This window comes from Providencia sp. PROV268 (assembly GCF_028477805.1).
GTDB classification, from domain to species: domain Bacteria; phylum Pseudomonadota; class Gammaproteobacteria; order Enterobacterales; family Enterobacteriaceae; genus Providencia; species Providencia stuartii.
This window is the reverse complement of sequence record NZ_JAMPLW010000015.1, coordinates 109,561-122,884: the sequence shown is the minus strand read 5'-3', so window position 1 is coordinate 122,884 and position 13,324 is coordinate 109,561. Positions and strand designations below refer to the sequence as shown.

The 13,324-nt window shown below is 44.0% G+C and carries 12 protein-coding genes; 4 read left to right on the top strand and 8 right to left on the bottom strand.

The window, feature by feature from the left end; genetic code table 11:
• Nucleotides 1-135: 135 nt before the first annotated feature.
• The gene (gene dnaB / locus PR699_RS12440) at nucleotides 136-1,545 is read right to left on the bottom strand and encodes a replicative DNA helicase (RefSeq protein WP_004924545.1); all 1,410 of its coding nucleotides are present in this window, start codon (nucleotides 1,543-1,545) and stop codon (nucleotides 136-138) included.
• A 331-nt stretch (nucleotides 1,546-1,876) separates the two neighbouring features.
• On the opposite strand from dnaB, the gene PR699_RS12435 reads away from it, so the two are divergent.
• Nucleotides 1,877-2,860, top strand: coding sequence for an NADPH:quinone reductase (locus PR699_RS12435; protein WP_014656879.1), 984 nt, complete (start codon nucleotides 1,877-1,879; stop codon nucleotides 2,858-2,860).
• Nucleotides 2,861-2,902: 42 nt separating this feature from the next.
• Here PR699_RS12435 and dusA read toward each other — a convergent pair whose 3' ends face one another.
• From dusA to PR699_RS12405, 6 genes are all read right to left on the bottom strand, one after another.
• Nucleotides 2,903-3,913 (bottom strand): tRNA dihydrouridine(20/20a) synthase DusA, encoded by a 1,011-nt coding sequence (dusA, locus tag PR699_RS12430; RefSeq protein WP_004924554.1) that lies wholly within the window; start codon nucleotides 3,911-3,913, stop codon nucleotides 2,903-2,905.
• 198 nt (nucleotides 3,914-4,111) lie between these two features.
• Nucleotides 4,112-4,906, bottom strand: a complete 795-nt coding sequence (locus PR699_RS12425; protein ID WP_014656881.1) for an inositol monophosphatase family protein — start codon at nucleotides 4,904-4,906, stop codon at nucleotides 4,112-4,114.
• A gap of 50 nt (nucleotides 4,907-4,956) precedes the next feature.
• Nucleotides 4,957-5,436: a DUF6882 domain-containing protein gene (locus PR699_RS12420; RefSeq protein WP_036942011.1), complete on the bottom strand. Its 480-nt coding sequence runs from the start codon at nucleotides 5,434-5,436 to the stop codon at nucleotides 4,957-4,959.
• A 78-nt stretch (nucleotides 5,437-5,514) separates the two neighbouring features.
• Nucleotides 5,515-6,450 carry a nucleoside hydrolase gene (locus PR699_RS12415; RefSeq protein ID WP_004926079.1) on the bottom strand — a complete coding sequence of 312 codons (936 nt, stop codon included), beginning with the start codon at nucleotides 6,448-6,450 and terminating at the stop codon, nucleotides 5,515-5,517.
• Between the two features lie 102 nt (nucleotides 6,451-6,552).
• Nucleotides 6,553-8,712: an ornithine decarboxylase gene (locus PR699_RS12410; RefSeq protein WP_014656883.1), complete on the bottom strand. Its 2,160-nt coding sequence runs from the start codon at nucleotides 8,710-8,712 to the stop codon at nucleotides 6,553-6,555.
• Nucleotides 8,713-8,983: 271 nt separating this feature from the next.
• Nucleotides 8,984-10,003 carry a mechanosensitive ion channel family protein gene (locus tag PR699_RS12405; RefSeq protein ID WP_004926073.1) on the bottom strand — a complete coding sequence of 340 codons (1,020 nt, stop codon included), beginning with the start codon at nucleotides 10,001-10,003 and terminating at the stop codon, nucleotides 8,984-8,986.
• A 190-nt stretch (nucleotides 10,004-10,193) separates the two neighbouring features.
• Here PR699_RS12405 and PR699_RS12400 point away from each other — a divergent pair, with 190 nt between their 5' ends.
• On the top strand, nucleotides 10,194-10,598 hold the full coding sequence (locus PR699_RS12400) for a DUF2750 domain-containing protein (protein ID WP_014656884.1): 405 nt from the start codon (nucleotides 10,194-10,196) through the stop codon (nucleotides 10,596-10,598).
• A 90-nt stretch (nucleotides 10,599-10,688) separates the two neighbouring features.
• On the opposite strand, the gene rbsK is transcribed toward PR699_RS12400, so the two are convergent.
• Nucleotides 10,689-11,609 (bottom strand): ribokinase, encoded by a 921-nt coding sequence (gene rbsK / locus PR699_RS12395; RefSeq protein WP_014656885.1) that lies wholly within the window; start codon nucleotides 11,607-11,609, stop codon nucleotides 10,689-10,691.
• Between the two features lie 171 nt (nucleotides 11,610-11,780).
• On the opposite strand from rbsK, the gene deoC reads away from it, so the two are divergent.
• Together deoC and deoR are read left to right on the top strand one after the other, a co-directional pair.
• The gene (gene deoC, locus PR699_RS12390; RefSeq protein ID WP_014656886.1) at nucleotides 11,781-12,449 is read left to right on the top strand and encodes a deoxyribose-phosphate aldolase; all 669 of its coding nucleotides are present in this window, start codon (nucleotides 11,781-11,783) and stop codon (nucleotides 12,447-12,449) included.
• A 46-nt stretch (nucleotides 12,450-12,495) separates the two neighbouring features.
• Entirely contained in the window at nucleotides 12,496-13,275 is a 780-nt protein-coding gene (deoR, locus tag PR699_RS12385; RefSeq protein ID WP_014656887.1) for a DNA-binding transcriptional repressor DeoR, read from the top strand.
• Nucleotides 13,276-13,324: the final 49 nt, after the last annotated feature.

Here is a 13,324-nt window from a genome sequence, read left to right as displayed (position 1 = left end):
CTCTTTTTACTTTCTTATAAATCATCCAAGATGCAGCTCAGCGCCAAAGATAGATAAGCCGCTTGCTGCATACATACGCATCTGACTAGCCCACATGAGCCTAGTCAACAACACTGCCGCTTTTAGTATGACAGATCACTCATCGTCATAGGCAGGCCCCGCATAGTTATCAAAGCGAGACCATTGACCATTGAACGTTAATCGAACCGTACCAATCGGACCGTTACGCTGTTTACCGATAATGATTTCCGCCACCCCTTTCAAGTCACTGTTATCGTGATAAACCTCATCACGATAGATAAACATAATAAGGTCAGCATCCTGCTCAATAGAGCCTGATTCACGTAAGTCTGAGTTGACTGGACGTTTATCCGCGCGTTGTTCCAAGCTCCGGTTAAGCTGTGATAGCGCCACAACAGGCACATTAAGTTCTTTAGCTAATGCCTTCAGTGACCGAGAAATTTCAGCAATTTCAAGTGTACGGTTATCCGATAATGCAGGGACTCTCATTAACTGTAAATAGTCAATCATAATCAGACTTAAACCACCATGCTCTCGATAGATACGACGCGCACGGGAACGTACTTCTGTTGGTGTTAAGCCAGAGGAGTCATCGATGTACATGTTGCGCTTTTCTGACAGAATCCCCATGGTGCTAGAAATACGCGCCCAGTCCTCGTCGTCAAGCTGGCCTGTACGAATACGTGTTTGATCAACACGCGATAAGGAGGCCAACATACGCATCATGATCTGGCTACCGGGCATCTCCAAACTGAAGATCAACACGGGTTTTTCTTCCGTCATCGCTGCATTTTCACACAAGTTCATCGCAAAAGTGGTTTTCCCCATTGATGGACGAGCTGCAACAATAATAAGGTCAGAGCCTTGTAGACCCGCCGTTTTCTTATCGAGATCTTGGTAACCTGTCGACACCCCTGTCACACCATCGTGAGGTTGCTGATACAGTTTTTCTATTTTTTCAATGGTTTCAGCCAAAATTGCTTCAATATCTTTTGGCCCTTCGTCCTTATTCGCTCTCGACTCTGCAATTTGGAACACCTTCGTTTCGGCAAAGTCGAGTAAATCTTCACTGCTACGCCCCTGTGGGTCGTAACCCGCATCGGCGATATCATTCGCGACTTTGATCATGTCACGCACAACAGCACGTTCGCGGACGATGTCGGCGTAAGCATTGATATTCGCGGCACTTGGGGTATTTTTTGATAACTCGGCAAGGTAAGCAAACCCCCCGACATCATCCAATTTACCTTCCTGTTCAAGGGATTCGGATAATGTGATCAAATCGATGGGTTTACCCTGCTCAAGCAGAGTTTGCATTTGAGCAAAAATGGTACGATGCGGATGACTGTAAAAGTCTGCATGGGTGACACGCTCGGAAACAGTATCCCAACGGTCATTATCCAGCATCAACCCTCCCAATACAGACTGCTCGGCTTCGATAGAGTGTGGTGGAAGTTTTAAGCCTTCCATTTGCTGATCGCGCGGCGCACTGTACTTGTTTTCTGAAGGGTATTTCTTAGCCATACTTTCTTATCCACATCCATAATTAACTAGCACATTAGTATACGCCAAACTTGTTACTGACGTTGGCTTTCTTTGTGTTTTTCTAACGGGTATTGTGCCTTTCGTCGTTGTGGCACTAACCAATAATTCTATCATCAAACCATAGCGTTATTATTGCGTGATTGATATGGTAGGCAAATCAAACGTGAAATCATTTGTGTTGTTTGTTGAAGGCAAGTGAAATTATCCCTATTGAGCCAGCGATGAGAAAATGGGCGTTGTCTGCCCATCATCCAGCCGGTAATTTGATTATACGACAAGTACAAGCAGACTGTTCCTATCGGAGATGATCATGGTAAAACGTATTGAATTTGCACAACATGGTGGCCCAGAAGTTCTCAGCTATTCCGATTTCGACCTAAAAGAGCCTGCCGATAACGAAATTCAGATAGAAAATCATGCAATCGGCATCAACTATATTGATACTTATGTCCGTAGTGGGTTATACCCCGTCGCGAGTTTACCATCGGGGCTTGGTACTGAAGCTGCGGGCATTGTGGTAAAAACCGGCTCCCAAGTGACAGGTTTTCGCTCAGGTGACCGAGTGATGTATGCTCAAGGCCCGCTAGGTGCTTATAGTGAAGTTCATAATGTTCCTGAACATGCCGTTGCCCATCTTCCTGATGGAATTTCATTTCAACAGGCTGCCGCCTGTGGCCTGAAAGGTATGACTGTCTATTATCTGCTGAATCAAACCTATCAAATCAAACGAGATGAAATCTTTTTATTCCATGCGGCTGCGGGTGGTGTAGGCCTGATTGCTTGCCAATGGGCAAAAGCGCTTGGCGCTAAAATGATTGGTACCGTTGGCAGCGCTGAAAAAGCAGAGCGCGCTAAAGCTGCGGGGGCATGGGAAGTCATCAATTATCAAACAGAAGATATCGCGGCACGAGTCAAAGAGATCACTCAAGGTGAAAAGGTGAATGTCGTGTACGACTCAGTGGGCCAATCAACTTGGATTGCCTCATTAGATTCACTAAAACGCCGAGGTTTAATGGTGAGCTTTGGTAACGCATCCGGCCCTGTGACTGGCGTGAACTTAGGGATTTTAAACCAAAAAGGCGGCTTATACGTCACTCGCCCATCATTAGGGGTCTATGTCACTAATCGGGCGGAGTTAGATCAGGCAAGCCATGCGCTGTTTGATATGATCTTAAGTGGCAAATTGAATGTGGATGTCCCTGAAAAACAGATCTTTGCCTTGAAAGATGTGCAAACGGCCCACCGCACATTAGAGTCGAGAAAAACCCAAGGCTCTAGCCTGCTAATCCCATAATTTTGAGTGAGATGCCAACGACGGTTGGCACCTCACACTACATTATTGGTCGCGGGTGACGAATGCAAGAGCCTGCTCGACCACCGCCAGATCAGCCCCTTTCTTATGGGCATTTTCACTCAAATAGCGCCGCCATTGGCGAGCACCGGGTATTCCTTGAAATATCCCTAACATATGACGAGTGATATGACCAAGATAAGTGCCTTGTGATAACTCTTTTTCGATATACGGGAACATTTGGCGCACAGCATCCACCGCATTCACCACGGGTAATTGGCTATCGAATAATTGGTTATCTACCGCAGTCAAAATAGAGGGATTTTGATAGGCTTCACGCCCTACCATCACGCCATCAAGGTGACGTAAATGCTCTTTTGCCTCTTCCAGTGTTTTTATTCCCCCGTTAATCGCCATGGTTAAGTGGGGAAAATCCCGTTTTAGCTGATAAACGCGCGGATAGTCCAATGGAGGAATTTCACGGTTTTCTTTCGGACTTAGGCCGGATAACCACGCTTTACGCGCATGGATGATAAACATTTCACAACCGCCTTTAGTTGAGACGGTATCAATAAAATCACACAGGAATTCGTAGCTATCTTGCTCATCAATGCCAATGCGTGTTTTCACTGTGACAGGTATCGACACAACATCCTGCATCGCTTTCACGCAATCAGCCACAAGCTGAGCATCCGCCATTAGGCAAGCGCCAAAACGACCATTTTGTACGCGGTCTGAAGGGCAACCAACATTGAGGTTGATTTCATCATAACCACGCTCTTGCGCCAACTTTGCACATTGCGCTAATGCCTCAGGGTCGCTCCCCCCCAGCTGTAATGCTACTGGCTGCTCTTCTTCACTAAATGCCAGATAATCGCCCTTACCATGAATAATGGCACCTGTTGTAACCATTTCAGTATAGAGCAACGTATTTTTACTCAATAAGCGATGAAAATATCGGCAATGGCGGTCAGTCCAGTCGAGCATCGGCGCAACGGAAAATCGATTTATGTTTTTATAGCCTGTCATACCTTGAAAAACCTTGTTTTCAGTCATTTTTATATTTGACGTGTTTCGGTGTATCTTAACCTATTTAATCTGTTTTTGCTGTATTGGAAACACGACTAAGGACACCATGGCTTTGGTGTCCTCAACAAATGACGGCTCCCCGCCGTAAAACTGATTTGCGGCCATAAAGCACGCCGATTTTTTTAGAGTAGAAACTTTCATTACCTACGGTCGAGTTTACTCTATTTACGGATTCATTAACTTAACCAGTTGATCGGCAAGTTCAGGCGTTGAGGCACTCAATAGGCTGCCACTAAACATGACGTTATCGCGCTCACCACTTAACGAACACACATCCCCCCCCGCTTCACGAATACATGGTATCAATGCTGCGCTATCCCACGGTTTCATAATCGTATCAATGGCCCCATGTAGACGCCCTGTTGCCACCATGGCATGCTGGTAAGCATCGTTGGCAAAAATAAAGTCTCGAGCGCAACTGACAACACGGTCAAGATGGTAAATCGTTGTACCTTCTCGTTGATTGTAAGTGCTACTGTGGATCCCCGATGCGGAAATGACGGCATTAGCGACCTCTTTAGGCGCATCAGTACCTAATGTTAGCCGCCGAGATAAACCGTTATGTGTTTCCAAGTAGCAACCTTGCCCTTTTGCTGCGTAAACTACCGTTGAAATGGCAGGGAAGCTGATCACCCCAACGATAGGCTCCCCCTTTTCAACATAAGCAATCAAAGTGCTAAAGAGTGGAATGCCATAAATAAAGGCGCGCGTGCCATCAATCGGGTCAATCACCCATCCAGATTCGAAAACAGTATCGCCTTCAAGGCCAAATTCTTCACCAAGGATCGGCACATCCGGTGTGTGTTGGGCAAAGTGCTCACGCAATGCCGACTCAACACGTAAATCTGTTTCCGTGACCACTGAACGGTCGGGCTTATAGTCAAAACTGCCCGCACCTTGAAATGCTTCTACGGTCATCGCTCTGACTGATTTTGCCGCTTCAAGCGCAATCGCCAGCATACTGTGGGCTCCTATTTAAAATATAACATTATGGCAATCATAACCCATGATTATGCTTGGGTTTTATGCAGTTTGACCTCACCAAAGGTCATAAAAATCAATGTGCTCCCTGCGACCCCACGATAAGCCCCTTGCTGCTGATTCAATTCGCAAGCGAGTGCCGTAAATAGCCATGCTTCATTTTCCGAGATGTCACACATCGCATCGGTAAGCTGCTCATAACCTTTGCGTTCAGCAAATTCTTGTACAGCCAATGCGTCTTGTAACAATGGCTCCTCAATCGAGCTATTTGCCCATCCCCACATCCAACTCCCTTGGTTTTGATCATAAGTACCAATGATTTGCACGGGAGCAACAGCAACGAGACCGTCTGGAGCATGAAAAACAATTGTGCCCTCTTCTTGATCGACTGACCAACTTGCCTGATCAAGATGCCAAGTATCACAGTGGAATTGGCTTTTATGCTGTAGAGCATTCATACTTCGCTCGATTAACGTATCGTAAGGTAAATCTTCAAGTTCTTGATTCATTCATATATTCCTTAAACTACAGCGTGATTATCGAACGTCAGTTTTTTATCTTATTTATCCTATAAACTGTCTTATTCACTAACCAATATTTTTTAATGCATCGACGACCAATTGCCAAAACTTAGCATGATCGAGTTTGACGGCAACCTGAGTATGGCAATCTTCAGGAGCCGGATGGCGGAAATCGGCCACAGTCATTCCAAGGGTGAGAGTTCCTGTCAGTTCAATATCTACAGGTACGCGCTGTGTCGTCATGACGGAAGGGTCGATAACATAGGCAACGGCACAGGGATCATGCACTGGTGGAGCATCAAATCCTTGTGCTTGTTTATACATTTTGCCAAAGAAATCGAGTAATTCGACGACAAATTTCGCGCAAGGTGTTCCCACGTCAGCAATGTTAGCAACGATATCTGTGGTGGCAAGCGCTTGATGGGTGAGATCTAAACCAACCATCGTTAGTGGCCATTTTTCATTAAAAACAATATGTGCCGCTTCTGGATCAATTTTGATATTAAACTCAGCCACAGGACTCCAATTTCCTACATGGTAGCCTCCGCCCATCAGCACGACTTCTTTGACGCGTTCGACGATACGTGGCTCCAACCTTGCGGCTAATGCGATATTGGTTAGCGCCCCAGTAGGCACTAAAGTGATTGTTTTGGGTGGATGCGACATGATCAATTTAATGATCAATTCTACCGCATGGCAGTTTTCTAAAGTCAACGATGGCTCAGGTAGTTGAGGACCATCTAACCCAGAGTCACCATGAATATCGGGGGCAATTTCAACTTCACGTACCAGTGGTCGTGAGGAGCCGGCTGCAAAAGGAATACCACGAATTTTTGCCATTTCAGCAACGGCTAAGGCATTGCGAGTCACTTTTTCAAGCGTTTGGTTACCAGCAACGGTCGTCACTGCCAGTAAGTCAATTTCAGGGTTGCCATAAGCTAATAGCATCGCAATTGCATCGTCATGTCCGGGGTCGCAATCAAGGATGATTTTCTTTGCCATACACCTTACCTTATTGAATTAAAAGGGAGCCTTTTATTAAAGCTCCCAATGTAACCAGCTAACAAAGTAAAATCTATGAGCTTTCGCCGATTTAAAAAATGTTTACTTCAAAACATGCGCATAGACACGTTTTTGTCCATCTTCTGTTTTCGGGATATATACCCCTTGTAGCTCAGGCGCAAATCCCGGAAGCAAGTTGATCCCCGCCTCCAAAGCTTGGAAGTAACGCAAGACAGGCCCTTCCCAAACTTCACCGGGCACCACACACAATACGCCCGGAGGATAAGGCAGCGCCCCCTCAGCGGCAATACGCCCTTCTAGCTCACATAGAGGAAGCAGCTCCACGTTGCCGCGAATAAACTCAAGGTGCGCTTGTTGTGGGTTCATTTTCACTGTCGGAAAATGCTGCTTACGGAACATCTCTTTTTGCAATTGCTTAATATTATACTGAACACTCAACTGGTGCATTTCTTGGCACAAACGACGTAATGTGTAGCCTTGATAATGCTCTTGGTAGCGTTGATAAACGGACGGTAACACTTCTTCCAGTGAAGCATCTTCATCCAGTAATTGTTCAAAACGAACCAAATGGGTAACTAGTAGCTCTAACTTCTCTTTACTCTCTGCGGGGGTGAGTAAAAATAGGATGGAATTTAAGTCACATTTCTCGGGGATCACACCATGTTCACGTAAGAAATGCGCCAATATAGTCGCCGGAACGCCAAAGGATTCGTATTCACCACTTTGAGCATCGATACCCGGCGTTGTTAGCATCAACTTACAAGGGTCAACAAAATATTGATTTTCCGCATACCCTTCAAACGCATGCCAACGTTCATTAGGAATAAAATTAAAGAAGCGCTGTTCAGAAGCAATTTGCGCCGTTGGGTACTCTTGCCATGGTTTTCCGTCGACAAATTCAGGCACAAAGGGTCTAAAATAATGGCAGTGGTTGATAATGGCTTTTCTAACCTCAATGCCAAGTCTTACGCACTCCATCCACATCATTTCCCCTGCATCCCCTTGATGCATACGCGCATTGACATCTAACGAGGCAAACAGCGGATAAAATGGACTGGTAGACGCGTGCATCATAAAAGCGTTATTCAGCTTTTTATGCGAGACAAAGCGCTCTTGCCCTTTAATATGGTTATCTTTTTTATGGATTTGCGACGCTTGCGAGAACCCTGCCAATTGTTTATGCACCGATTGAGTCACCATAATACCAGGATCATTTTCATTTAATTCAAGTAATAGTGGCGAACATTGGCGCATCATAGGGATAAATTGTTCGTAGCCAACCCACGCAGAATCGAACAAAATATACTCACATAAATGACCAATTTTATCGACAACCTGCCTTGCATTGTAAACCGTGCCGTCATAAGTACCGAGCTGGATCACCGCTAAGCGGAATGGACGTTCACGCGTATTTTTTTCAGGCATGACGTCATTAATCAATGAACGCAAGTAGTCCTCTTCAAAACAATGCGCATCGATTCCCCCGATAAAACCAAATGGGTTACGTGCCGTTTCAAGGTAAACCGGTGTTGCGCCCGCTTGGATCAGGGCGCCATGGTGGTTTGATTTATGATTATTGCGATCGAATAAAACCAAGTCTCCCGGTGTTAGCAAGGCATTTAACACGACTTTATTGGAAGAAGAGGTGCCGTTTAGTACAAAATAGGTTTTATCTGCATTAAATACGCGAGCCGCAAATTTCTGTGCTTCTTTCGCAGCCCCTTCATGGATCAGCAGGTCTCCCATCGCGACATCAGCATTACACAAGTCGGTACGAAACAGGTTTTCGCCATAAAATTGGTAAAACTGTTCGCCAGTTGGATGGCGGCGAAAAAATTGTCCACCTTGATGGCCCGGACAAGCAAAAGTGACATTATGCCCCGCAGCATAATCCATCATTCGCGCAAAAAATGGCGGTAATAGCTGTTCAAGATAGTGATTTGCCGCCGCAAATAATTGACGACTATTTTCACTACGCTCAGCCGGTGCAGGCGGCAAAATTCCCGTTAAATAAGGAGGATGAGGGATATCATCTGGAAGCTGTTTATCACTAATGATAAACAGCGGAATACTGAGTTTACTCTCTGCAACCCTTTTCCACAGCCCTTGATTGGCATCCAACTCGGATAGCACAACAGCAGCAATATTGTTTAACTGTGCATCGCGAATATCTACCCATTGGAATTCTCCCGTAAAGTAGATAGCGACCCCCTGGCTACATGCCACATTGATTTTTTTCATAACAGTCTGGCTCTTAGTTAGCTGAGGAAAAGAGGCCGACAATATACTTGATAGGAAATCAGATTGGAATTGCCATAAAGTGCGGGAATAATTCTAATTTTTCGGGAGGAGATAATATTTGATAACCTACTGTTTAATAGCATAAAAAATTTCTATGCCATTTTTAAGTTATCAGCATTAAACAAGGAGAAATGGGTGCGAAATTCATTAACCGACTAACATTAAGCCTATTAGCAGAATATTAGTCGGCCAATTTCTCTAAACTGGGAGCTTAGTTGTTTTTTTCCATATACAGTGTCTGTGTAGGATAAGCGAAGTCCGCACCATGCTGTTTGACGATGGCAATTATTTTTAAATAGACTTCTTGTTGTGCGGCTAACCATTCGGCCCACACGGTGGTTTTCGTAAAACAATACACCATAATATTCAGTGACGAATCCGCAAACTCATCAAAATAAACTAATAATGTTTGCCCAGTATCAATACTTGGCTCTTGTTGCAACATAGTCCGAATATCACTCACAATAGCGCCGATTTTATCGGCATCTTCATAGCGCAGACCTAATGACGTTTTGATTCGGCGGTTAGTCATACGCCCAGGGTTTTCAACGCTTATCGACGAAAAGAGTGAGTTAGGGATATACAAGGGTCGATGGTCAAAGGTGATAATTTTAGTAATTCGCCAACCAATCTCAACCACCGTACCTTCAATGTTTCTGTCGGGTGAGCTAACCCAATCGCCGATATTAAAAGGCCTATCAAAGTAAAGCATGATCCCTGAGAAGAAGTTACTCAGAATATCTTTACCGGCCATACCGATAGCAATGCCGCCAATCCCGCCGAAGGCCATCAACCCCGATAGGCTCATGCCGAAATGTTCGCCAAATAGTAAAACCATTACGACAAAAATGGTGGTTTTAAAGACTCGAGCGATAATACGTGCAGAGGTTGGATCACTTCCTCTTTTTATTTGCGTTTTTTCAAGTCTATTGACGAGCTGAAACAGCTTACGCACGAGAATGATCGCAATGATGGCAACAGTGATGAAATTAATCAGCGGCGTTGAAATAAAGGTTAAATTAAAATCCGTTGCCGCCATATCCAAATATTGAGCGGCAACCATCACCATACTACACAGCACAGCGGTCTGAATAACATGAATAAAAATACTTTTATTCTTATGCTTATGCCTACGTTTTTTACTTATCATCTCGAAAATAATAGCCACGGCTAAACACACCGCAACGATAGTAACGCCAATGGCATATTTTTCGAGTAATGAATCAATCATATCTCACCGCTCCAAGCTGCCCATTTTACTTTTTAATAAAACTTATATGTCTACTACGCTATTTTCGATAAACTCTTGATGGATCAAACGCAGCAATAAAAAAACCTCACTAAGATAGCAACTTTAAACGTGATTTTCTCAACAATTATCAACTGTTTTTTTAGACCATCTAATATGGATATAACGCATAATGTTTACCCCTGATCCCAAAGAAATTGATACTGTACTTCGATTAAATCTACAACAAAAATACCGCTATTTTGTCAGTAAAGTTGCCGATTGGGAGGAAGTTTGGGTGATTTTCTGCCAAGAGGAGCTTGTTACCATGCGAGATAATAATAAACGCTTATTATTACCTGTTTGGCCTGCTCAAGCCTATGCACAGCGTAATCTTAATGGTCAATGGGCCAAGTGTACGGCAACCAAGCTAACACTGACCCACTTTATGACAGAGATATTGCCAGATATGGATGGCGCAAATATGACAGTTGCCATGATGGTAGACAGTCAATGCCAAACTTATGTGATTGCCGAAGCGAAGTCGCTATTACAAGATTTAATTGAAGCGTGTAAGCACCGCAGCTCATCGATTTAGGCTGATAATTAGCCATAAGGAATAAAACTTTCTCACATGAGTCAGCCTTATGAGCTTATCAGCCTAATTGCCACTCTCGCTCTTAGCGATTCACGATTTAAGCTGCACGAATTCAGCAAATTCTTCAATACTTAGATAAGAGGATTGCGTTCCTTTACCTGTCACACTAAATGCAGAAAACATGACAGCCTTTTTCAAAGCTTCCGCGATATTGCCTGTATGCACATAATAATGAGAGAAACAGCCAATAAAAGCATCTCCTGCACCACTGGTATCCACCGCATTCACTTTAATGGCAGGGATCAACAACTCGTTATCGCGAGTCATCCAGAGTGCACCTTTATCACCCAACGTGACGATAAGATTTTTCAACCCTTTATCGAGCAAAGACTTGGCTGCACGGCGGATGTTTTCCATCGAATCAACAGGCATATTAGTGAGGATTTCAAGCTCAGTTTCATTCGGCACAAAGAAATCACAACGACAAGCAAAATCAAGATCTAACGTACGCTGTGCTGGTGCAGGATTCAGCAATACAGGAATGTTATGTTTGTTACCAAAAGCAATCGCGTGATAAACCGTTTCTAATTGAACCTCAAGCTGCAATACGATCAATTTGCATTTTTTCAAATCGTCAGCCGCACGCTCAATATCTTCAGGGGATAAAAACTTATTTGCTCCTTTCACAATGAGAATGCGATTAGCAGAATTCGGATTAACAAAAATCGGTGCTACACCGCTAGAAGTACATGGCACTTTTTCCACATAACGGGTGTTAATACCATAAGACTCAAGATTACGAATGGTGTTATCAGCAAAAATATCATCACCGACTTTTGTTAACATAATCACTTTTGAATTAAGTTTTGCCGCAGCAACCGCTTGATTGGCACCTTTACCACCACAGCCGATTTTAAATGCAGGCGCCTCCAAGGTCTCACCCTCTTTTGGCATCTGATCCGTATAAGTGATCAGATCGACCATATTTGAACCTATAACTGCTATATCCATAACGCCTCTCATGTTAAATAAATCACATTATGATACTATATTAACATTATCATGTTGCATAAATATCATTCGTGATTAAGATCGCGAATAACGAATGAGCAAGTGTCATATCCGCCACATTTTTTCATTCCTTATTATTGACTCTCTCTATTCTCAATAGGAAAAATTTACATGAAAAATATAGCACAATATATCGATCATACTCTGTTGGCCGCCAATGCAACCGTCAATGACATCAAACAGCTTTGTGCCGAAGCCGCAGAGCACCACTTTGCTTCTGTCTGCGTGAACACAGGTTATGTTCCTTTAGCCAGCGAATGTCTGAAAAACAGCGATGTTATGGTCTGTTGTGTGGTAGGCTTTCCGCTCGGTGCATGCTTAACTGAGGCCAAAGCATTTGAAGCCGCAGAAGCCGTACGCCGTGGTGCTAATGAAGTTGATATGGTGATTAACGTTGGTATGCTAAAAAGTGGTGACCTTGAGTTCGTTCGCCAAGATATTGCCGCCGTTTTAGCGGCTTGTGGTGAGGCAACTTTAAAAGTTATTTTGGAAACTTGCCTATTAACCGATGATGAAATCACCCAAGTTTGTGAAATTTGCCGCACATTAAACGTTGGTTTTGTGAAAACTTCAACAGGTTTCAGTACAATGGGCGCTACAGAGCACCATGTCGCGTTAATGCGTAAAGTCGTTGGTGATAAAATCGGCGTTAAAGCATCAGGTGGTGTGCGTGATCGCGAAACCGCAGAAAAAATGATCAAAGCCGGAGCTAATCGCGTTGGGGCAAGTGCCAGTGTAGCGATTGTTTCGGGAAACAGTGTAACCTCTAATGGCTACTAAATGTTGGGGCGCGGTTAGCCCGCGCCAATAAAGAAAGGATTGCTCGGTGATAGAAACGAAACAAAAAGAACGCCTTCGTCGTTTGAGTGAATGTATTAAACGCTCAGGAAGAATTCACCTTAAAGATGCCGCAAGAATACTTGAAGTCTCTGAAATGACGATCCGCCGTGATCTGAATGCCGAGACCGAAGGGCCTATTCCAATGTCTCTGCTTGGTGGTTATATCGTTTCTGTCACCCAACCTTCCTCACTGGCACAAAATGATCCTCAAGCCGACATCTTTACCCCCGATCAAACCGAAGAGCTACATATCCCCAATTTAGCGGCGAGTATGGTGTCAGAAGACGATGTGATCTTTTTCGATAATGGGATCGAAATGGCCACCTTAATCGCCTTGATCCCAGAAGAGATAAGCTTTACAGGGATTTGTTATTCACATAACGTTTTTTTGGCTCTAAGCCAGAAAAAAAATGCCACCGCATTACTCTGTGGGGGGGAATATCGCCCTAAAAGCGACTCATTTTATAACCCGACCCAACCTTCTCTCCTTGATTCGATTAACCCGAAAAAAGCCTTTATCTCGGCTGCCGGTATTCATAGTCACTATGGCGTCACATGCTATAACTTAGACGATTTAGCAATGAAGAAAAAAGCGATGGAAAAATCAATCCGCAAAATTTTGCTCGCCAAATACAACCTGTTTGATGAAGTCGCCACGGCCAATATGGGGGAACTTTCGCAATTTGATGTCATTATTACCAATCGGCAACTCGCTGATGAATATGAAACCTATTGCCGCAATGGGTTTGTGAAAGTCATTTACTGACAGCAGTGATACCCAATTTACTGCCTATTTTTTCGACACGCATGATAAC